The following is a 20,847-nucleotide window of genomic DNA, read 5'->3' as shown; positions in this document are numbered from 1 at the left end:
CCGCCCCGGCCTAGAGACCGCGGGCCATCGCGTCCTGTCCGGTCTTGATCGCCTCGCGGATCCGGGAGTACGTCCCGCAGCGGCAGACGTTGCGGATCGTGTCGAGGTCGGCCTCGGTGATGGCGCGGCCCTCCTCGCGGACCTTGTTGACGAGGGCGACCGCGGTCATGATCTGACCGGGCTGGCAGTAGCCGCACTGGGCGACGTCGTGCTCGAGCCAGGCCTCCTGCATCGGGTGCAGGCCGTCGCCCGGAGCGGTGTCGGCGAGCCCTTCGATGGTGGTGATCTCGTCGTCGGTGCCGAGGTCGGCGACCCGCACCGAGCACGGGTTGAACGCCTTGCCGTTGATGTGCGACGTGCACGCCTTGCAGACGTTGATGCCGCAGCCGTACTTCGGGCCGGTGACCCCGAGGATGTCGCGCAGCACCCACAGGATGCGTACGTCGTCCTCGACCTCGACGGTGACGGTCTCGCCGTTGAGCTGGAAGGTGTGAGAAGGCATCGAAGACCTCAGAACGTGTAGGCGAGGCCGTCGGTCGGCGACTCGGGGACGGACGGGATGAAGGACTTGGGCTCGAAGTGGAGCGGCTCGTGGAAGTTGATCGGAAACTCCTTCGGCACCTCGCCGGTCGCGCGGGCGTAGGCACAGGCGACGGCGGCCATCGAAGCGGCCACACCCGCCTCGCCGACCCCGCCCGGCTGGCTGCCGTGCGACTCCATCACCTCGCACTCGAACTCGAACGGCGTGTTCCACTGGCGGGTGTAGGCCGAGTTGTCCCAGCTGGCCTCGAGGAACTGGCCGCCGACCAGGTGGTTGCTGTAGGTCAGCGCCTGGCACATGCCGTCGGAGAAACCGCCCATCATCTGGGCCTTCACCCCGGCCGGGTTGATCACCAGGCCGACATCCGCGACGACGACGGCCTTGGTGACCCGCGGTCCGGTGACCGCGTCGCGCACCTCACGGTTGACCGTCTCGGGACGGCAGTCGATCTCGACGAGGACAGCCGTGGCACCCTTGTACTCCTTGTGGATGGCGATGCCCTGCGCCGTGCCGGCGGGCATCGAGCGGCCCCAGTCGCCGAGCTCGGCGGCACGGTCGAGCACCCGCTTGACGGTGTCGCTCTTGAGGTACCTGCGTCGGAAAGCGACCGGGTCCTGCTTCAGCTTCTTGGCGAGCTGGTCGACCATCAGTTCGCTGGCCGTGGCGACATCGGGGGAGTAGATGTTGCGCACCGAGCTGGTGTTGAACCGGTCGACCGCGGGCTTCGGCTCGTTGAGCAGCTGGGTGACGACCCCGAAGTTGTAGGGTAGCTCGGTGGCGAGCATGAAGATCGTCTCCGAGAAGGCGAGGTTCGACAGACCGGTCGGCAGCGCCGCCACCTCGGCGGTCAGCCGCTCCCCGAGCCCATGGGTGAAGTCGCAGGCCACGCTCGCGTGGCGCTGCTCGAAGGTGAGTACGTTGCCGGCCAGCACGGTCGCCCGGACCTGGGACACAGCCATCGGGTGCACCCGGCCCTGGCGCGGCTCGTCGGCACGGTGCCACATCAGCTTGACCGGCGCCCCGAACGCCTTCGACGCGTGCGCGGCCTCGAGAGCGGCGTCGAAGAACAGCTTGCGGCCGAAGGAGCCACCGCCCTGGACGACGTTGACCGTCACGTCGGTCGGCGCCAGACCAAGGGCCGCGGCGATCTTCTCCTGGGCGGTGATCGGCGACTTGAGCCCGCCCCAGATGGTGGCCTTCCCGTCACGTACGTCGGCGACGGCGCAATTGGGCTCGAGGGCCGATCCGCTGCGGAAGTGGAAGGTGAACTCGCCGTCGACCGAGGTCGCCCCCAGCTTCGGCACCGCCAGCGGGATCTGGCCGGCCTTGAGCTCTGCCCGGATGTCCTTGGCCGACATCGTGGTCACGGTGCCGGAGTTCCAGGTCACGTCGAGCGCGCGTACGGCGTCGATGCACTGCCCGAAGGTCTTGGCCCGGACCGCGACGCCGGTGGGGATGATCGCGACGTGGGTGACGCCGGGCATCGTCTCGACGTCGCCCTTGTTGTTGATCGACTCCGGCGTGCCGTTGAGCTCGGGTGCGCGGCAGACCATCGTCGGCAGCGCGTCCGGGACGTCGAGGTCCATCGCGAACTTCTTCTTGCCGGTGACGGCCTCGCGCGCGTCCACGCGGCGATGGGGCTTTCCGACCACGGCGTGCTCGGAGTTCTTCTTCAGCTCCACCTCGACCTTCTCGGTCGTCGGCTTCGCCGCCTTGGCCGCCGCCTCTCCGTACGTCACCGAGGACCCACCCGGGACGCTGATCACGCCGCCCTTGGCGACCAGCTGTGCCACGGTCGTGCCGAGCAGGATCGCGGCGGCCTCGAACAGCGCCTTGCGGGCGATGGCGGCGGCGACGCGGACCGGGGTGTACATCGAGATGATCGTGTTGGAGCCGCCGGTCAGCTGGTTGAAGAGCAGCTCGGGACGGGCCGGCGCGAGGGTGACGTGCACGTGGTCGACCGGGAGGTCGAGCTCGTCGGCGATCAGCATGGCCACGGCCGTGGTGATGCCCTGTCCGACCTCCATCCGTGGCAGCGCGAAGTGGGCGTGCCCCTTCTCGTCGACCTCGATCGCGATCAGGTTCGAGGTCGGCATCGCGCAGTGGCTGAGGAAGTCGTTGAGGTCATAGAGCTCGGGGACCTGTGGCACCGACGGCACCGGTGCGGCCTGGGCGGCCGACGGACTCAGGCCCAGGTCTGCGGCTGCGATGAGCGTGGTGCCGCCGATGACGTATCCGACGAACGATCGTCTGGAGACCCGTGCAGGGCCTTCCGGGTTGTGCGTCCCCATGTGTATTCACTCCTGGCGTGGGCAGGGTCCGAGTTTTGTGACCCCCGACACATAGCACGATTCACCAGCCAGATCTCGGTTGGGAAGGGCGCGTCGGGAAATGTGTGAGGGCGCGACAACCTGGATGGAGACAGATCACACACCCGTCCGGGCGTGACTGTCGCCACACTCGTGCGTTGATCTGGTTGACGCCGCAACCGCCAGCGAGACACCGAGGGAGCGCGATGAGCATGGAGCCGATCAAACGCATCGTCGCGGGCATCAGGGATGACCTCCCGCACACCGTGGAGCTGTTCTTGAAGCACAACTGGGACCAGGTTCCGGCCTACGCCGTGAGCCCCGACCCCGAGCTGCGCAAGGAGGTCGGCGACCACGCGGCGGCGGTCTTCCTGGCGGTGCTCACCACGCTGGAGGAGGGACGCGCGGCCGTCCGCGAGGACTTCCAGTTCACCGTGGACCAGGCCACGCGCCGGGTCCGCCAGGGAGTCGCGCTCGCCGACTTCCTGCAGGCCTTCCGCATCGGCCAGGTGGCGCTGTGGGAGCGCATCGTCGAGATCGCCGCCACCGACCCGGAGACCAGCCGCGCCGCGCTCCCTGTGGCCTCGCACGTGATGCAGGTGATCGAGGTGGGCAGCACCGTCGCGGCCGAGGCCTACCTCGCGGCCCACCAGGTCGAGCTCGCCGAAGGTGACCGGATCCGCCGGGACCTCGTCGAGGACCTGCTCGCCGGCCGCGGCGTCCGGCCGGGCCCGATGCTGGAGGTGGCCCGCAGGTGCGGGCTCGAGCCCGACGACCGGGTCGTCGTCGTGGTCGCGGTGCCGGTGCGGCCGCTACGCCCGGGACGGAGCCTGCGGGAGGCGCTGCGCCACGTGCGCAGCCAGCTGGGCCCCGCCCGGGAGGGGGTGACCGTGATCCGTCAGGAGCAGCTCGTCGGGATCCTGCCGGTCGCCACCGACGACGTCCGGACGATCGTGCCCGACCTGCGCCGCATCTACCGCCAGCTCGCCCGGGAGGGATTCGAGCTGGCCGTGGGCGCCAGCACCGTGCACCCCGGCCTGGGCGCCGTGCCCGCTGCGTACGCTGAGGCCGGGATCGCTCGCGATGTCCTCGGTGCGGACTCCGGCGTGATGGCGCTGTCGATGATCTCGACGATCGACTACCTGGTGCTGCGCGAGGATCCGACCGTTCGGCGTCTGGTGCGCCCGGCGCTGCGCCAGTTCGTCGAGGAGGACCTCGCGCGCGACAGCGTGATGATCGAGACCATGCTGGCCTACGTCGTCTGCGACCTCAACGCCAAGCTGGCCGCCGAGCGTCTGCACGTCCACGTCAACACCGCCTACCACCGGCTCGAGCGGATCGCCGAGCGCACCGGCTGCGACCTGCGCCGGTTCGCCGACGTCGAGGAGCTGATCTTCGCGATCCGTCTCCTCACCGGGCCTCGCGGTGTGGCCTAGGCCGCCGTCGCCTTACGGCCGTAGAACCAGTAGACCGCCGCGCCGAGCAGGTTGGTGGTGCCCCACAGCCGCCACAGCGTCCGCGGTCCGCGGATCTCGTCGTCGGAGCGCTTCTGCAGGTCGCGCAGGATCACCGGCGCCACCGCCGCCTGGGCCACGAGCGCGCTGGTGGTCAGGATGGTCTTCTGCTTCTTGGTCAGTGCCATGTCGTCAGTCTTTGCCGTCGTTTGCTTTGCGTCAAGCGTCCTGGCCGATCAGGCGGCTGATCGAGCCCACGGAGGGATCACGACGATTCCTTCGATCGGGAAGGTGCCGTCGCGGTCTCGGCGCAGCCACACGGGGCCCAGCCGCTGGGTGCGCATGGAGGCATTCCACATGCTCCGATGGTTGACGTTGACCCCGCCGTCCCGGCCGAGCACGATCTGTCGAGTGCCGGTCGAGTTCATCCCGATGATCTGCGGGGTGAAGCCCCAGTCGGCGGTGATCCGGTACGGCGCCGGCCGCCCCAGCACCCAGATGTCGCTGCCCCTGGGCACATGCCGGAGGATCAGCTGGCCGCCGCCGTCGATCTCCGAGGCGACGCCATGCCAGAACCTCTTCGCGCGGACCGTCTTGACCGTCCCCTTGCGTTCGAGCTGGTTGTCGTCGAAGAAGCGAGCGACGCACGTCGTGTAGCCCCATGGTCCGACGCGTCCGGCGGCATCCACGGCGCGGGCCCCGACGCACGATCCCTGGCCCTGGTTGATGCCGATCGTGATCTGACCCGTACGCCACGTCGAGGTCAGCCCGACGCGCTGCAGGTGCGACGGGTACGTCCATGCCCGCCGGCTCGTCGAGGTGAGGGGCGTCTTCGAGACCCGCACCTGGACGTACGCCGGCTTGCCTCCGTCCTCCAGCTCGCTGCCGAGAAGGGCCTCGTACGCGATCTTGAAGCTGCGGATCCCCGCCGCGGACGGGCGGGTGTTGTCGATGGTGAAGGTGACCCGGTCGGGCCGGTAGCGGTCGTCGGCGTATTCCAGCGGCGGGCCGTCGGTGGCGGTGGCCCGGCGGCGCTCGCGCAGCAGGGGGCTGCCCACCGCGATGTCGAGCAGGTCGGCGTCGGTCCCGTCGGCCGCGACCGCGTCCATGGTGTGGAGCGCGGCGAACAGGCGGTCGCCTTCCTCGCCGCGTCCGAGCGTCCGTGGGCGGACCTGGTCGAGGAGCCCGTCGGGCTCGACCACGTCGGTGACGTACTGACGAGCCGGTTGGGCAGACCACGGGCATCGATACGTCCGGGCAGCAACTAGGCTCGCTCCTCATGACCGAGTTCGCCGCCGTGATCCTTGTCGACCGTCGTGGCTGGGTGCTGCTCCAGGAGCGTGACGAGCACCCCCGGATCGCGCCGGAGAAGTGGGCGTTCAGCGGCGGCCACCTGGAGCCGGGGGAGGACCCCCTGGCCGGCGCGGTCCGTGAGCTCGAGGAGGAGACCGAGGTCCGGCTGAGCTCCGAGGACCTGCACCTGGTCGCCGTCCACGAGGTGCACCATCCCGAGACCCGGTCCGACGACAAGCTCCACCTGTACGCAGCCGGCGTCGACCTCACCGACGCCGACATCGTGTGCCACGAAGGCCGCCAGATCGTCTTCGTCGACCCCGCGACCGTCCCTGACCTGGACCTCAGTGACTCGGCCCGGATCGGGCTGACGCCCTTCCTCGGATCGCCCCAGCACGCGGCGCTATCCGGGTCGGGCCCCGTCAGGGTGGAGACGTAGAATCCCCTCCTATGGGTCTCCTCGAACGCATCGCCGCGCCGCAGGATCTTCGTGATCTCTCCGACGACCAGCTCGAGCTCCTCGCGAGCGAGATCCGGGACCTGATGATCCGGACCGTGGCCACCAACACCGGCCACCTCGGTCCCAACCTCGGCGTGGTCGAGCTGACCCTGGCCATGCACCGGGTCTTCGACAGTCCGCGCGACAAGATCGTCTTCGACACCGGCCACCAGTCCTACGTCCACAAGCTCGTCACCGGACGGGCCGGCGACTTCGGCACGCTGCGCCGCGAGGGCGGGATGAGCGGCTACCCGAGCCAGTCGGAGTCCGACCACGACGTGGTCGAGAACTCCCACGCCTCCACCGCGCTCTCCTACGCCGATGGGCTGGCCAAGGCCTTCACGATCCGTGGCGAGGACCGCCACGTGGTCGCCGTGATCGGCGACGGAGCGCTGACCGGCGGGATGGCCTGGGAGGCGCTCAACAACATCGCGATCCAGCACGACTCCAAGCTGGTCATCGTGGTCAACGACAACGGCCGCTCCTACACCCCGACCATCGGTGGCCTGGCCACGGCGCTGACCTCGCTGCGTACGAATCCCCGCTACGAGGTTCTCCTCGACATGGTCAAGCGCCGCCTCAACGCGGTGCCGGGGATCGGCGCGCTGGCCTACGACGCGCTGCACGCGGTCAAGAAGGGGCTCAAGGACGCGGTCGCGCCCCAGGGGCTCTTCGAGGACCTCGGCCTGAAGTACGTCGGCCCCGTCGACGGCCACGACCGGCACGCCGTCGAGCAGGCGCTGACCTCGGCCAAGCGGTTCGGCGGCCCGGTGATCGTGCACGCGATCACCCGCAAGGGCTACGGCTACGACCCGGCCGAGCGCCACGAGGCCGACCAGTTCCACTCGCCCGGTCCCTTCGACGTCCAGACCGGAGCCGAGAAGCCCAAGGGCCGGATCTGGACCGACCATTTCTCCGACGCGATGGTGCGGCTGGGGGAGAGCCGCGCGGACATCGTCGCGATCACCGCGGCGATGATGCACCCGGTCGGCCTCGACGCGTTCCAGGCCAGGTTCCCCGAGCGCACCTTCGACGTCGGGATCGCCGAGCAGCACGCCGCCACCTCGGCCGCCGGCCTGGCGATGGGTGGCCTGCACCCGGTCTTCGCGGTCTATGCGACCTTCCTCAACCGTGCCTTCGACCAGGTGCTGATGGACTGCGCCCTCCACCGGGCCGGAGTGACGTTCGTCCTCGACCGCTCCGGGGTCACCGGCGACGACGGCGCCTCCCACAACGGCATGTGGGACATGTCGCTCCTCCAGGTCGTGCCCGGGCTCCGCCTGGCCGCGCCGCGCGACATCACCCGTCTCAACGAGCTCCTCGACGAGGCCGTCGAGGTCGACGACGCGCCCACCGTCGTACGCTTCCCGAAGGGCCCGCCGCCCGAGGACATCCCCACGATCGCCAAGCTGGGCGACGCCGACGTACTCGTGCGCAACGGCACCAAGGACGTCCTGGTCCTCGGCGTCGGCTCCATGGCCGAGGTCGCCGTGGGCGTCGCCGAGCGGCTCACCGATCAAGGCATCGGCGTCACTCTCGTCGACCCGCGCTGGGTCAAGCCGATCGACCCCGCCCTCATCGAGGCGGCCGCCGACCACAGCCTCGTCGTCACCATCGAGGACAACGGCGTCGCCGGCGGCGTGGGGGCGTCCTTCCTGCAGGCCCTGACCGCCGCCGACGTACGCACCCCGGTGAAGATCCACGGCATCCCGCAGGAGTTCCTCGACCACGCCAAGCGGCCCAAGATCCTGGAGAGCATCGGCCTGACCCCCCAGGCCGTCGCCCTCGACACCATCGAACGTCTGGGCGCCCTGAACCCCACCCCGCTGCCCCGAGACGTCAGTCTCTGACGGTCTCTCTGGTCGAGCCCCTGGCGAAGATCGGTCGTTCTGGGCTTAGAGTGGGGTCGTCGGGGGCGACGAGGGCCCTCGGTAACGTCACCACACAGCACTCGGGGGATTCAATGCTCTATGACGACCTCGTGGCCGAGTTCCGTTGGTCACCTGAGCAGATGTCGGCGCCGTTCGATCTCAGAGCGGCGGACGAACAGATCCGCAAGCGGATCGAGGGCCGCCGCGGCTCGGCGCAGGCGTTCGGTCGCCAGCAGCGGCCCCGCGCGCGGCAGAACGTGGGTACGCCGGGCACGCCGGGGTCGGCGGTCGGGGGCGGAAAGGTCACCACCGACAAAGCCTGATCCCCGGCCCAGCATGGGACCGCCCCCGACCGATCAGATCGGTCGGGGGCGGACTTTGTCCGGGTCAGTGGAACTTCTTGCCGGTGACCTTCTCGGAGATGCCCTCACGGTCGAGGAGCTGGGTGATGCCGCCGTTCCAGAACTGGAAGCCGGCACCCGTGATCATCGCCAGGTCGATGTCCTCGGCGGCCTGCGCGACGCCCTCCTCGAGCATCCGGCCGATCTCGTCGGCGATGGCCTCCAGCGCCTGCTGCCGGGTCTCCTCGGCGGTCTTGACGACGTCGCCGGTGGTGAGGAGCGCCTCGACCTCCGGGTCGAGCGTGCGCCCGTCGGGACCGAAGAAGGAGCTCTTCTTGGCCTCGACGACCTTGTGGAGGTTCTCGGAGAGGTAGAACCGGTCCGGGAACGCCTTCGCGAGCGTCTCGTTGTTGTGGTATGCGATCGCGGGACCGACCAGTCCGATCAGCGTGAAGGGGCCCATCGGTGCGACACCGGCGAACGCGGCCTCGACCACGTCGACTGGGGTGCCCTCGTCGGCGACCTTGGAGACCTCGCCCATGAAGCGGCCCAGGAGCCGGTTCACGATGAAGGACGGGCTGTCCTTGACCAGGATCGAGGTCTTCTTCAGGGACTTCGAGACGGAGAACGCCGTGGCCAGGGCCGCGTCCGAGGTCTTGTCGCCGCGGATGATCTCCAGCAGCGGCATCACCGCGACCGGGTTGAAGAAGTGGAAGCCCACGACCCGCTCGGGGTTCTTCAGGTCGGCCGCCATCTCCGTGATCGAGAGGCTCGAGGTGTTCGTGGCGAAGACCGCGGTCTCCGGCGCGACGGCCTCGGCGTTGGCGAAGACGGTCTTCTTGACGCCCATCTCCTCGAAGACGGCCTCGATGATGAAGTCGGCGTCGGAGAAGGCCTCCGCGTAGTCGACCGACGCGGTCACCAGCGCCTTGAGGCGGTTGGTCGCGTCCTGCGAGGCACGGCCCTTGGCGAGCTTCTTGTCGAGCTCGGCGTGGACGTACGCCACGCCCTTGTCGGCACGCTCCTGGTCGAGGTCGACCATGACGACCGGCACCTTGAGACGCTGGACGAAGAGCAGTGCGAACTGCGAGGCCATCAGCCCGGCACCGATGATGCCGACCTTGGTGACCTTCTGCGCGAGCGCCTTGTCGGGGGCGCCGGCGGGACGCTTGGCCCGCTTCTGCACCAGGTCGAAGGAGTACAGCGAGGCGAGCAGCTGCGGGGTCTTCGACATCGCCACGAGAGCGTCGTCCTCGGCCGCGAAGCCCTCGTCGCGGGTCGCCGTCTTGGCCAGGGTGAGCAGCTCGACGGCCTTCTTTGCGGCCGGGGAGGCGTCGCCGGTCTTGGCCCAGGCGAAGAAGCCGGCGTTCTTGGCCGCCTCGTCCCAGGACTCGCCACGGTCGACCTCTTCCCGGGAGACCTCGACGGTCCCGGACAGGACGCCGTCGGCCCACAGCAGCGACTGCTCCAGGTAGTCGGCGCCACCGAAGATCGCGTCCGCGATGCCCAGGTCGAAGGCCTCGGTGCCCTTGAGCACCTTGCCGTTGTTGAGCGGGTTCTCGATGAAGACCTTGGCGGCCTTGGCCGGACCGATCAGGTTCGGCAGCAGGTAGCCACCGCCCCAGCCCGGGATCAGCCCGAGCATGACCTCGGGCAGGCCGACGGCCGGCACCGAGTCCTGGATCGTGCGGTAGTCGGCGTGCAGCGCGACCTCGAGGCCGCCGCCGAGCGCGAGCCCGTTGATGAAGCCGAAGGACGGCTTCTTCGTGGTGCCGTTGCCGTCGCCGAGCTTGCGGAAGACCGCGTGACCGAGCTCGGCGATCGTACGGATCCCGTCGGGGCCGCCCGCCTGCAGCGAGGTCAGATCGGCGCCGGCCGCGAGGATGAACGGCTTGCCGGTCACCGCGATCGCGTCGATCTCGGGGTCGGCCAGGGCCGCGTCGTACGCCGTGTTGAGCTCGACCAGCGACTTCGGGCCGAAGGTGTTCGGACGGGTGTGGTCGTGCCCGTTGTCGAGGGTGACCAGGCCGAGGATCTTGCCGGAGGGCAGGGTGATCTCCTGCAGCTTCGCCGCCGTGACGACCTCGTCGTCACTGAAGAGCTTCTCCACGTCGGCGAGGAGCGTGTTGATGTCGGTCATGTCAGGCCTCCTTGCCGTTCCAGTTCGGGTTCTCCCAGATGACCGTGCCGCCCATACCCAGGCCGATGCACATGGTGGTGAGGCCGTAGCGGACCTCGGGGCGCTCCTCGAACTGGCGGGCGAGCTGGATCATCAGCCGCACACCCGAGGAGGCCAGCGGGTGACCGAACGCGATCGCGCCGCCGTACGGGTTCACGCGCTCGTCGTCCTCGGCGATGCCGAAGTGGTCCAGGAACGCGAGGACCTGGATGGCGAACGCCTCGTTGACCTCGAAGGCCTCGATGTCGTCGATCGTGAGCCCGGCCTTGGCCAGCGCCTTCTCGGTCGAGGGGATCGGGCCGACGGCCATGACCTCGGGAGCGACGCCGGCGAAGGCGTAGGACACCAGCCGCATCTTGATCGGCAGACCGAGCTCGCGGGCGACCTCCTCGGAGGCCAGCAGCGAGGCGGTCGCGCCGTCGTTGATGCCCGCCGCGTTGCCCGCGGTGACGCGGCCGTGCGGACGGAACGGGGTCTTCAGCTTGGCCAGGTCCTCGGTGGTGGTGCCGGGACGCATCGGCTCGTCGGTGGTGGCCAGGCCCCAGCCGTTCTCGGCCGAGCGGGTGGCGACGGGGACCAGGTCGGGCTGGATCTTGCCGTCGGCGTACGCCTTGGCCGCCAGCTCCTGGGAGCGGACGGCGAACGCGTCGGTGCGCTCCTTGGTGATCGCCGGGTAGCGGTCGTGGACGTTCTCGGCCGTGTTGCCCATGACGAGCGCCGAGGGGTCGACGAGCTTCTCGGAGATGATCCGCGGGTTGGGGTCGACGCCCTCGCCCATCGGGTGGCGCCCCATGTGCTCGACACCGCCGGCGATGACGACGTCGTAGGCACCGAAGGCGATGCCACCGGCGGTCGTGGTGACGGCGGTCATCGCGCCGGCGCACATCCGGTCGATCGCGTAGCCGGGTACCGACTGCGGGAGCCCGGCGAGCAGGCCCGCGGTGCGGCCGATCGTCAGGCCCTGGTCGCCGATCTGCGTGGTCGCGGCGATGGCGACCTCGTCGATCCGCTCCGGGGGAAGCTCGGGGTTGCGGCGCGTGAGCTCACGGATGAGCTTGACGACCAGGTCGTCTGCGCGGGTCTCGGCGTACTGGCCCTTGGCCTTGCCGAAAGGTGTGCGTACGCCGTCGACGAAGACGACTTCTCGCAGCTGTCGGGTCACCGTGTCACTCCATGTGAATTGCCGGTCGGTTGCCGCTTGGCAACGCTGGTGGTGCGGGCACGGGTGGTGCCCGGCGCCTACATTACCCGCTAGTAACAACGGCCGCACCGAGGGGGAGGTCACATCGCCTGTTGCAGGGGAGGCCGCCGGTCTCCGCGCGTCGGCTTGGGAATAACGTGGGCGTCCAGAATGCTGCGCTGTCGTCATGTGGAAGCGTGTATTGAGAAGGTTGAGCCCCAGGGTCGCGATCCCTGGCGAGGCGAGCGACGACGAGGTCCGCGAGGGCCGTACGCAACGGGAGGAGACACCGATGGCCGGATCACGACTGGTGCACATCGTGGACGACCTGCCCGAGGAGATCATCCTTGCCGGTGGGGACCAGCTCCCGCTGGTGGTCGTCCTGGACGGCTTCCTCGACGCGGGCAAGGCCGCCGAGCGGGCCGCGGCGCATCTGATCCAGACCTCGAGGCGAGCGCCGGTGGTGGCGACCTTCGATGTCGACGAGCTCCACGACTACCGGGCCCGCCGCCCGGCGATCTCGTTCGTCAGCGATCACTACGAGTCCTTCGACGCGCCGCGACTGGTCGTCCGGCTGCTCAAGGACACCGGTGAGACGCCCTACCTCCTGCTGCACGGCCCCGAGCCGGACAACCGCTGGGAGGCCTTCGCCGGCGCCGTACGCGAGGTCATCGAGCGCCTCGGCGTCACCGAGGTGATCGCGCTGGCCTCGGTGCCGATGGCGGTGCCGCACACCCGGCCGCTGACCACGACCAGGCACGCCAACGACCCCGCGCAGGAGCTCACCGGCCAGGTCTGGGAGAGCCCGTGGAAGGGCGAGATCCGGATCCCGGCCTCCGCCCAGGCCCTGGTGGAGGTACGCCTGGGGGAGTGGGGCCACCCGGCGGGCGGCTTCGTGGTGCACATGCCGCACTACCTGGCCCAGAGCGACTACCCGGCCGCGGCCGTCGTCCTCGTCGAGGAGCTCGAGCGCGCGGCCCGGCTGACGATCCCGGTCTCCGACCTGGAGGCCGAGGCGCAGCGCCGCGAGGAGGAGATCGCCTCCTACATCGAGGACAATGCCGAGGTACGCGAGGTGGTGGCCGCTCTCGAGCAGCAGTACGACACCTTCCAGCGCGGCGAGGAGTCCGGACGCTCGCTGCTGGCCTCCGACGAGCCGCTGCCGACCGGCGACGAGCTCGGCGAGCAGTTCGAGCAGTTCCTGGCGGGACTGAACGGCCCCGACCCCGATGACAACCCTGAGAAGGATTGAGAGAAACTCAGAGCATGACGACCGACGCCGTAGCGGCGGATCAGGCAGTGGCCGAGCTGGTAGGCGTGCTCGACCTGGTCGAGATCGACAAGGACCTCTTCCACGGTGCCACCACCACCCGCAACTCGCGCGGTCGCGCCTACGGCGGCCAGGTGGCCGCCCAGGCGCTGATGGCCGCGGTGCGGTCGGCGGATCCGGCGTACACGGTGCACTCGATGCACTCCTACTTTCTGCTGCCGGGAGACCCGTCCTACCCGATCGTCTACGACGTCGAGCGGATCCGCGACGGGCGCTCCTTCGAGACCCGGCGGGTCCGGGCGCGCCAGAAGGGGCGCGACATCTACTACCTCACCGCCAACTTCCAGCGTGAGGAGTCCGGCTTCGAGCACCAGGACGCGATGCCGTCCGTGCCGCCGCCAGAGAAGTGCATCGACTTCCTGAAGATGATGGCCGACTCGGGCAGCCCCGAGGCCGTCTCGCTGGCGCGTGAGTGGGAGGCGGTCGAGGTGCGTGCCGTCGGCAACTCGCTGCTCGGTATCAAGCCCGATCCGGCTCGTCCCGCGCAGCAGCGCCTCTGGATCCGCCTGGGCGCCTCGCTGCCCGATGATCCCGACATCCAGCGCGGCGCCTTTACCTGGGCCTCCGACATCTCGCTCCTCGGCGCCTCCCTGGCGGCCCACTCGCTGGATCACAAGGGCATCCAGATGGCCTCGCTCGACCACGCCATCTGGTTCCACCGCCCCTTCCGCGCGGACGAGTGGTGGCTCTACGACCAGGAGAGCCCGGCTGCCTACGGCGGCCGCGGCCTGTCGATCGGCCGCGTCTTCACCGCCGACGGCATCCTGGCGGCTACGGTCGCCCAGGAGGGCCTCATCCGCCCGCCCCGCCCCTGACCCTCGCCCAGTCGGCTCGTCTTGACCGGATCCGGTGTCGAGTCGGCTCGTCTTGACCGGATCCGGTGTCGAGTCGGCTCGTCTTGACCGGATCTGGCGTCGAGTCGGCTCGTCATAACGAGCCGACTCGACGGGAACTTTGGTCAGGATGAGCCGACTCGACGCGGCTGTGCGATCGGTGTATGCAGGAATAGGCCAGCGCGCTATCGCACAGCCGGGTTGCCTGCCGCGCTAGTGCACGAACCCCGCTGGCTAAGATGGCGGCGTGGATCAGATCACCGTGTACGAGAAGCCGACCTGCACGACGTGTCGGAAGCTGTTCGTCCTCCTCAAGGAGGAGGGCATCGACTTCGAGAAGGTCGACTACCACGTGCTCGGTCTGCGGGCCGAGGAGGTCAAGGACATCCTGGCGAAGACCGGTCTGAGCGCTCGTGACGTGCTGCGCAAGCGCGAGCCGGTCTACAAGGAGCTCGACCTCGGCGGCCGCGACCTCTCCGAGGACGAGCTGGTCGACCTGATGGTGAAGCACCCTGAGCTGCTGGAGCGCCCGATCGTGATCAAGGGCGACCGCGGTGTGCTGGCCCGGCCGATCGAGAAGGTGCGCGAGCTTCTCTGAGCGGTCTCAGGCTCGCAGCCGCTCGACCGGCTGACCGGTGGTGCGGGTGATGAGATCGACGTCGTTGTCGGCGTGGAGCACGGTGAGCTCGGCCTCCTCCGCGACCGCTGCGACGAGCAGGTCGGGTACCGACGGTGCTCGACGGCCCTCGCGCAGGACGATGCGCTGGATCTCCAGCGCCCGTGCCTCCGTACGCGGTGTGAGGGTCGCGAGCGGCATGTGGATCACCGGCACGTCCTCGACGAGATCGGACCACTCCCGCTCCGAACGGGCCAGGTGGCCGATCTCGAGCAGTGTCGTGGTGGTGATGCGTACCTGCCCCAGCTCGATCAGGCGGGACCACTTCTCAGCGTCGGGGCTGGTGGACATCCGGGCGAGGGCCGACCGGTGCATCAACCAGGGTCGGCCTACGACCATGCGTCACGCATCAGACCCCGATCGGCGAGCGGGGCGAACTTCGCGAAGTCGCCGCCGGCCACCGGTCGCGCCGGTGGCAGCGGACGCAGCGCGTCGGGCGTGAACCACCGGCGGAGATACTCGTTGCGGGTGAGCCCCAGCCGCGTCGCCTCGGTGTCGATGCGCGCGAGCTCGTCATCCGAGAGGCCTCGGATCAGTACGTCGGACATGTCTGTCCACCTCCTGGACGCAAGATGGTAGCCGAGAAGGGGCCGTCGAGGTGGGATCAGGGGCGGGTCGCGCGATGGACCCAGGTGGACTCGACCACCATGCCGACGTGGAGATAGAGGTCGAGGGCACCGGTGCGTGAGTCCGTCGAGAGGGTCGCGCGCGTCGCTCCATGAGCGCGGGCAGCGCCGAACGCGTCGGTGAGGAGGGCGCGGGCCAGGCCGCGGTTGCGCTGCTCCTTGCGCGTGGCCAGCTTGCTGACGTAGCCCTCTCGGCCGTCCTCGGTCATCACCAGCACTGCTGCGGCCACCACGGCGCCGTCCGGGTCGGTGACCACGCGGACGTTCCACGGCTCGGCGCCGGGTCGCTCGATGGTGGTGGCGACCCAGTCGGCAAACGGTTCCCGCGCGCGCTCGGACCACTCCAGGAAGGCGTCCTCGACCACGGTCCACACCTGCTCGAGGTCCTGCGGCGTGGCCGCCCGGATGGCGTACGCCGCGGGCAGTTCCCGCACCGGGATGGACGCTTCCTCGGGCAACGCCAGCACCCAGGACTCCCAGCGTGGGAACCAGCCCAGGGACTCCAGCAGCTGGTCGCCGGGCGAGCCTTGGGGGACCGGCATGCCGATGACCGGCTCCCCGAGCTCGCGCGCCTTCGTGGCGACCCAGGCGGCCAAGGCGGTGCCGAGGCCACGGCCCCAGTGGTCTGGGTGCACCGCGGCATCGGCCCGGAAGCCGCCGGAGCACTCCGCGTACCCCACCAGGTCGCCGGAGGCATCGACGACCCCGACCGTTCGGGCGGAGATGTCGAAGGACGGCCGCTGCCACTCGGAGACGATGTCTGCCAGCTCGATGACGACCTCGCCAACGGTGGCCAGCTCGTCGGCCGCCATCACCCGGGTGACGGCGGCAGCATCGGCCAGGGCCAGCGGCCGCTCGGAGTAGCCGGCGGGAAGGATCATCGGGTTGGCCATGACGCCCACGGTCGCACCCGGTCGCCATGAGTCGCCACCGGTTATCTGGCCTGCGGCGTACGGTAAGTGATAGCAGCCGTCCTCCGCGCCGGCTCGGTGGCGCCGACCCCGTCAGGAGCAACGATGTTCCGGATCCGTATCGCCCTGCTCGCCGCGGCACTGGTCGCGGCCCTCGTCCCAACCACGGCCGAAGCACACACGGTCCTCCCCAAGAGATTCGACCTCCCACCCGGCTTCCAGCCCGAGGGCATCGCGATCGGACGCGGGCCCACGGCCTGGCTCGGGTCACTCGCGGATGGCGACATCTACCGCGTCGACCTGCGTACCGGCCGCGGCAAGGTGGTCGCCCAAGGCCCCGGCACGGCAACCGTCGGCGTCAAGGTCGACCGCCACGGTCGCCTCTTCGCCGCCGGCGGCCCCAGCGGCACCGCTCGGGTGATCGACACCCGCACCGGCCGCCTCCTCGCCGACCACCAGCTCACCACCGCGACCAGCTTCGTCAACGACGTCGTCCTCACTCGCCGCACCGCGTGGTTCACCGACTCCCAGCAGGCCCAGCTCTACGCCGTGCCGCTCGACCGCGGTCCGGTCCGCACCCTTCCGCTCACCGGGGAGTGGGAGCAGGTGGAGGGCTTCAACGCCAACGGGATCACCGCCACCCCGGACGGCCGCGGGCTGCTGGTGGTCAACTCGACCACGGGCCTCCTCCACCACGTCGACCCACGCACCGGCACGACCAGCGTCGTCGACCTCGGTGGGGCCAGCCTCACCAGCGGCGACGGCATGCTGCTGCTCGGCAGGACGTTGTACGTCGTGCGCAACCGCATCAACGAGATCGCCGTGATCCATCTGGACAGGTCCGGCTCACGCGGCGTCCAGGTCGGCACACTGACCAGCGACGACTTCGACGTCCCGACGACCGTCGCCGCCTACCGCGACCGGCTCTACCTGCCCAACGCCCGGTTCACCACCACCCCGCGGCCCGACACGCCGTACTGGGTCACCGCCGTTCGCCGCTGAACCGACGACACGGCCGAGTACCGACAGAGCCGCCCTCGGGCGCCGGGCCGAGGGCGGCTCGTCAGGTGCGGGCTCAGAGTGCGGTCGTACGTCCCACCAGGTGGAGCGTGTCCGAGCCGCGCTTGTGGAGCGAGAAGTCGTAGCCGTCCAGGTGCTTCAGCGAGCCGAAGGCGACCGAGGAGGGCAGGAAGACCGGCTTCTTGAACGCCACGTCCACGCGCACCGAGCCCGGGAGCCGGTTCTCCAGCGCCGCGATGCAGCGCGCCTTGGTCCACATCCCGTGCGCGATCTGCCGCTTGAACCCGAGGGCCTTGGCGGTCAGCGGGTAGAGGTGGATCGGGTTGTAGTCGCCGGCGACCTTGGCGTAGCGCCGCCCCAGGTCGGCCTTGAGCGGGAAGACCGGTCCCGACGGGTCGACCTCGATCAGATCCGACTGCCAGGAGACGTCGGGGTTGCGCTTCCCGCGCACGAGGTACGTCGAGGTCGACTCCCACACGACCTCGCCCTCGACGGTGGCGACGGTCAGGAACCGGTACGCCTGGCCGACCGGGTGCGGCTCGGGCTGCCCCACGGTCGCGGTGACCGCGACCGCCTCGCCGACCGAGATCGGCCGGTAGCCGCTGATCGAGTTCTCGATGTGGACCATCCCCATCGCGGGCGAGGGGAAGTCCGGCGAGGTCATCAGCGCCATGTGCAGCGGGAAGGCCAGCATGTGCGGGTAGGGGAGCGGCACGGTGTCCTTGATGGGGAAGCCGCACAGCTCGGCGTACGCGTCGACCGAGGCCCGCTCGAGCACGACCGGCTCACGGGTGAGGCTCAGTTCCTCGTACGCGACGCCGGTCTTCTTGATGCCCGGGAGCGCGTTGATGCCCGGAATGGCGGGCAGCGCCGCCCGGACCAGCAGGCCGGGACCGGACTTGCCCGTGAAACTGGGCTCGATCTTGGGGGCGCTCATCAGGCCCCCAGCATCATCTGGCCGCACACGCGCACGACGTTGCCGTTGACGGCCGTCGAGGCGGGCGAGGCGTACCAGGCGATGGTCTCGGCGACGTCGACCGGCAGGCCACCCTGCGCCATCGCGTTGAGCCGCTGGCCGACCTCACGGGTCGCGAACGGCACCGCGGCGGTCATCTGGGTGATGATGAAGCCCGGAGCGACCGCGTTGATGGTGATGCCGTCGGGAAGCTCCTCGGCCAGCGAGTCGACGAAGCCGATGACGGCGGCCTTGGAGGCCCCGTAGGAGGTCTGGCCGAGGTTGCCGGCGATGCCGGCGATCGAGGAGACGCCGATGATACGGCCGTTGGGGCGTACCAGCTTCTGCTCGAGCAGTTCGGCGGTGATCCGCTCGGGCGCGGTGATGTTGATCTCGAGCACCTTGCCGAACCGGTCGGGCTTCTGGTTGGCGAGCTTCTTGTCGAGGGTGACGCCGGCGTTGTGTACGACGATGTCGACGCCGCCGAACTTCTCCTGGAGGTATTCCGCGATCTTGGCGGGCGCGTCCTCGGCAGTGATGTCGGCGGTGATGTAGTCCGGGGTGACCTTCTTCAGGTCGTCCTCGGCCGGCGGGATGTCGAGACCGACGACGGTCGCGCCGTCGCGCTGCAGGACCTTGGCGATCTCCTCGCCGATGCCACGAGCGGCACCGGTGACGAGCGCGACCTTGCCGGTCAGCGGCATCGCAGGGTCCACCTGCTCGGCGGCGGGCGAGGCGTTCTTGGTGCCGATCCGCACGACCTGACCGGAGACGTAGGCGCTCTTCGGGGAGAGCAGGAAGGCCAGCGTCGAGAGCAGCGAGCCCTCGAAGCCCTCGGCGACGTAGACGAGCTGGACGGTGCCGCCCTTGCCGATCTCCTTGCCGAGGCTGCGGGTGAAGCCCTCCAGCGCGCGCTGGGCGACCCGCTCCGCGCCCTTGAGCTGCTCGGGCGGGGTGCCGATCACGACGACGCGCGGGTTGTTCTCCAGGCTGCGCAGCACCGGCGTGAAGAACTCCTGGAGTGCGACCAGGTCGGCGGTCGAGGTGAGGCCGGTGGCGTCGAAGACGAGGCCCTTGAAGCGGGCACCGGCCGCCGCGGTGTCGGTCGAGGCGATGTCCAGCTCACCGAGAAGGCCGCTGAGCGACTCGGCCAGACGACCACGTCCGCCGGTGAGGACGGTGCCCTTCACGAGCGGGGCACCGGCTGCGTACCGCTCGAGCTTGGCGGGGCTCGGCAGCCCGAGGTTCTTGACGAGGACCTTGCCGATCGCCGACTGGGTGAAGCTCTGGTACTTGTCGCTCATGGTCTCTCTGAATCCTTCTGGACGTGGTCTCTGAGGCGTACGTTGGTATGTTACTGGCCAGTTGTAACTACAGGTGTAACTCGGTGTCCACTTTTCGTGACTTCCCTGACATACCCTTCTCCAAAGCGCTTCATCAGACAAGGATGAACCCTATGACCACTGCTCAGGCCACCCGCCGTGTCGCCATCGTGGGCGGCAACCGTATTCCTTTCGCCCGCTCCAACGGTGCGTACGCGACCGCGTCCAACCAGGAGATGTTCACCGCCGTCCTCGACGGCCTCGCCGCTCGCTTCGGTCTCGAGGGCGAGCGCATCGGCGAGGTCGCCTCCGGCGCGGTGCTCAAGCACTCGCGCGACTTCAACCTGACCCGCGAGTCCGTGCTCGGCTCGAAGCTCGCCCCCGAGACGGCCGCCGTCGACCTGCAGCAGGCGTGCGGCACCGGCCTCCAGTCCGCGACCTACATCGCCAACAAGATCGCGCTCGGCCAGCTCGACTCCGGCATCGCCGGTGGCACCGACACCACCTCCGACGCGCCGATCGCGCTGGGCGAGAAGCTCCGCAAGGTCCTGCTCGAGGCCAACCGCGCCAAGACCAACGTCGACCGGATCAAGGCGTTCGCCAAGCTCCGCCCGGCCGACGTCATCCCCAACATCCCGGCCAACGTCGAGCCGCGCACCAAGCTCTCCATGGGCGAGCACGCCGCGCTGACCGCGCAGGAGTGGGGCATCACGCGCGAGGCCCAGGACGAGCTCGCCGCCGCCTCCCACCAGAAGCTCGCTGCCGCGTACGAGGCCGGCTGGTTCGAGGACCAGATCACCCCGTTCCGTGGCCTGGAGAAGGACAACAACCTCCGCCCGGGCTCGACCGTGGAGAAGCTCGCGACACTCAAGCCCGTCTTCGGCGTCAGGGGTGAGAACCCGACCATGACCGCCGGCAACTCGACCCCGCTGACCGACGGCGCCTCGGCCGTGCTCTTCGCGAGCGAGGAGTGGGCCGCCGCCAAGAACCTGCCGGTCCTCGCCTACTTCGTCGACGCCGAGGTCGCCGCTGTCGACTACGTCGCCGGTGGTGAGGGCCTGCTGATGGCGCCCGCGTACGCCGTGCCGCGTCTCCTCGCCCGCAACGGCCTCACCTTCGACGACTTCGACTTCTTCGAGATCCACGAGGCGTTCGCGTCGCAGGTCCTCTCCACGCTCGCCGCCTGGGAGTCCCCGGACTTCTGCAAGGACAAGCTCGGCCTCGACGCCCCGCTCGGCACCGTCCCGCGCGAGAAGCTCAACGTCAAGGGCTCCTCGCTCGCGGCCGGTCATCCCTTCGCTGCCACCGGCGGTCGGATCATCAACAACCTCGCCAAGCTGCTCGACGAGAAGGGCTCGGGCCGCGGCCTGATCTCCGTCTGCGCCGCCGGCGGCCAGGGCGTCGTCGCCATCCTGGAGAAGTAGCAGCCGAAGCGGCGGGCCGAGAATGCAGTTGTGGGGGGGGGGGGGGGGGGGGGGGGGGGGGCCCCAAACAAGAACGACGCCCC

The 20,847-nt window shown here is 69.5% G+C and carries 20 protein-coding genes; 9 read left to right on the top strand and 11 right to left on the bottom strand.

The window, feature by feature from the left end; genetic code table 11:
• Nucleotides 1-10: 10 nt before the first annotated feature.
• Together ABZ796_RS15115 and ABZ796_RS15110 are read right to left on the bottom strand one after the other, a co-directional pair.
• Nucleotides 11-502, bottom strand: coding sequence for a (2Fe-2S)-binding protein (locus ABZ796_RS15115; RefSeq protein ID WP_357337867.1), 492 nt, complete (start codon nt 500-502; stop codon nt 11-13).
• Between the two features lie 8 nt (nt 503-510).
• Complete coding sequence (locus tag ABZ796_RS15110; protein WP_357337865.1) at nt 511-2,832, bottom strand: molybdopterin cofactor-binding domain-containing protein; 2,322 nt, start codon at nt 2,830-2,832, stop codon at nt 511-513.
• A gap of 224 nt (nt 2,833-3,056) precedes the next feature.
• Between ABZ796_RS15110 and ABZ796_RS15105 the strand changes: the two genes are divergently transcribed.
• Nucleotides 3,057-4,286 (top strand): helix-turn-helix domain-containing protein, encoded by a 1,230-nt coding sequence (locus tag ABZ796_RS15105; RefSeq protein WP_357337864.1) that lies wholly within the window; start codon nt 3,057-3,059, stop codon nt 4,284-4,286.
• On the opposite strand, the gene ABZ796_RS15100 is transcribed toward ABZ796_RS15105, so the two are convergent.
• The gene (locus ABZ796_RS15100; RefSeq protein WP_357337862.1) at nt 4,283-4,492 is read right to left on the bottom strand and encodes a hypothetical protein; all 210 of its coding nucleotides are present in this window, start codon (nt 4,490-4,492) and stop codon (nt 4,283-4,285) included. The two genes, ABZ796_RS15105 and ABZ796_RS15100, sit on opposite strands and share 4 nt — an antisense overlap.
• A gap of 48 nt (nt 4,493-4,540) precedes the next feature.
• Nucleotides 4,541-5,506 (bottom strand): UTRA domain-containing protein, encoded by a 966-nt coding sequence (locus tag ABZ796_RS15095; RefSeq protein ID WP_357337860.1) that lies wholly within the window; start codon nt 5,504-5,506, stop codon nt 4,541-4,543.
• Between the two features lie 77 nt (nt 5,507-5,583).
• Here ABZ796_RS15095 and ABZ796_RS15090 point away from each other — a divergent pair, with 77 nt between their 5' ends.
• The 3 genes from ABZ796_RS15090 (at nt 5,584) to ABZ796_RS15080 (ending at nt 8,290) form a co-directional block, all read left to right on the top strand.
• Nucleotides 5,584-6,036: an NUDIX domain-containing protein gene (locus tag ABZ796_RS15090; protein WP_357337858.1), complete on the top strand. Its 453-nt coding sequence runs from the start codon at nt 5,584-5,586 to the stop codon at nt 6,034-6,036.
• An 11-nt stretch (nt 6,037-6,047) separates the two neighbouring features.
• Nucleotides 6,048-7,946 (top strand): 1-deoxy-D-xylulose-5-phosphate synthase, encoded by a 1,899-nt coding sequence (gene dxs / locus ABZ796_RS15085; protein WP_357337857.1) that lies wholly within the window; start codon nt 6,048-6,050, stop codon nt 7,944-7,946.
• A gap of 113 nt (nt 7,947-8,059) precedes the next feature.
• A complete protein-coding gene (locus ABZ796_RS15080; protein ID WP_357337856.1) occupies nt 8,060-8,290 on the top strand; it encodes a hypothetical protein in 231 nt (76 codons plus the stop codon).
• Between the two features lie 64 nt (nt 8,291-8,354).
• Here the strand turns inward: ABZ796_RS15080 and ABZ796_RS15075 are convergent, their stop codons facing one another.
• Together ABZ796_RS15075 and ABZ796_RS15070 are read right to left on the bottom strand one after the other, a co-directional pair.
• Nucleotides 8,355-10,448, bottom strand: a complete 2,094-nt coding sequence (locus ABZ796_RS15075; RefSeq protein ID WP_357337855.1) for a 3-hydroxyacyl-CoA dehydrogenase NAD-binding domain-containing protein — start codon at nt 10,446-10,448, stop codon at nt 8,355-8,357.
• A 1-nt stretch (nt 10,449) separates the two neighbouring features.
• Nucleotides 10,450-11,649, bottom strand: a complete 1,200-nt coding sequence (locus ABZ796_RS15070; protein WP_357337854.1) for an acetyl-CoA C-acyltransferase — start codon at nt 11,647-11,649, stop codon at nt 10,450-10,452.
• Nucleotides 11,650-11,959: 310 nt separating this feature from the next.
• Here ABZ796_RS15070 and ABZ796_RS15065 point away from each other — a divergent pair, with 310 nt between their 5' ends.
• The 3 genes from ABZ796_RS15065 (at nt 11,960) to ABZ796_RS15055 (ending at nt 14,428) form a co-directional block, all read left to right on the top strand.
• A complete protein-coding gene (locus ABZ796_RS15065; RefSeq protein ID WP_357337853.1) occupies nt 11,960-12,919 on the top strand; it encodes a PAC2 family protein in 960 nt (319 codons plus the stop codon).
• 14 nt (nt 12,920-12,933) lie between these two features.
• The gene (locus ABZ796_RS15060) at nt 12,934-13,812 is read left to right on the top strand and encodes an acyl-CoA thioesterase II (protein ID WP_357337852.1); all 879 of its coding nucleotides are present in this window, start codon (nt 12,934-12,936) and stop codon (nt 13,810-13,812) included.
• 265 nt (nt 13,813-14,077) lie between these two features.
• Entirely contained in the window at nt 14,078-14,428 is a 351-nt protein-coding gene (locus ABZ796_RS15055; protein ID WP_357337851.1) for an ArsC/Spx/MgsR family protein, read from the top strand.
• Between the two features lie 6 nt (nt 14,429-14,434).
• On the opposite strand, the gene ABZ796_RS15050 is transcribed toward ABZ796_RS15055, so the two are convergent.
• From ABZ796_RS15050 to ABZ796_RS15040, 3 genes are read right to left on the bottom strand one after another with little or no spacing between them, the layout of a single operon-like run.
• Complete coding sequence (locus ABZ796_RS15050; RefSeq protein ID WP_357337850.1) at nt 14,435-14,797, bottom strand: PIN domain-containing protein; 363 nt, start codon at nt 14,795-14,797, stop codon at nt 14,435-14,437.
• A 38-nt stretch (nt 14,798-14,835) separates the two neighbouring features.
• The gene (locus tag ABZ796_RS15045) at nt 14,836-15,054 is read right to left on the bottom strand and encodes a hypothetical protein (RefSeq protein ID WP_091041496.1); all 219 of its coding nucleotides are present in this window, start codon (nt 15,052-15,054) and stop codon (nt 14,836-14,838) included.
• Between the two features lie 56 nt (nt 15,055-15,110).
• Nucleotides 15,111-16,025 (bottom strand): GNAT family N-acetyltransferase, encoded by a 915-nt coding sequence (locus ABZ796_RS15040; protein WP_357337848.1) that lies wholly within the window; start codon nt 16,023-16,025, stop codon nt 15,111-15,113.
• A 123-nt stretch (nt 16,026-16,148) separates the two neighbouring features.
• Here ABZ796_RS15040 and ABZ796_RS15035 point away from each other — a divergent pair, with 123 nt between their 5' ends.
• Nucleotides 16,149-17,045 carry a superoxide dismutase gene (locus ABZ796_RS15035; protein WP_357337847.1) on the top strand — a complete coding sequence of 299 codons (897 nt, stop codon included), beginning with the start codon at nt 16,149-16,151 and terminating at the stop codon, nt 17,043-17,045.
• A gap of 73 nt (nt 17,046-17,118) precedes the next feature.
• On the opposite strand, the gene ABZ796_RS15030 is transcribed toward ABZ796_RS15035, so the two are convergent.
• On the bottom strand, nt 17,119-18,000 hold the full coding sequence (locus ABZ796_RS15030) for a MaoC/PaaZ C-terminal domain-containing protein (RefSeq protein ID WP_357337845.1): 882 nt from the start codon (nt 17,998-18,000) through the stop codon (nt 17,119-17,121).
• The gene (locus ABZ796_RS15025; RefSeq protein WP_357337844.1) at nt 18,000-19,322 is read right to left on the bottom strand and encodes a 3-oxoacyl-ACP reductase; all 1,323 of its coding nucleotides are present in this window, start codon (nt 19,320-19,322) and stop codon (nt 18,000-18,002) included. The genes ABZ796_RS15030 and ABZ796_RS15025 overlap by 1 nt, the downstream gene beginning before the upstream one ends.
• Nucleotides 19,323-19,474: 152 nt before the next feature.
• On the opposite strand from ABZ796_RS15025, the gene ABZ796_RS15020 reads away from it, so the two are divergent.
• The gene (locus ABZ796_RS15020) at nt 19,475-20,764 is read left to right on the top strand and encodes an acetyl-CoA C-acetyltransferase (RefSeq protein WP_357337842.1); all 1,290 of its coding nucleotides are present in this window, start codon (nt 19,475-19,477) and stop codon (nt 20,762-20,764) included.
• Nucleotides 20,765-20,847 lie beyond the last annotated feature (83 nt).

The sequence above is a fragment of the Nocardioides sp. NPDC047086 genome (assembly GCF_040643685.1).
Taxonomy (GTDB): Bacteria; Actinomycetota; Actinomycetes; order Propionibacteriales; family Nocardioidaceae; genus Nocardioides.
Note: the sequence above shows the minus strand (reverse complement) of the source record. Positions and strands in the feature narration are given on the sequence as shown.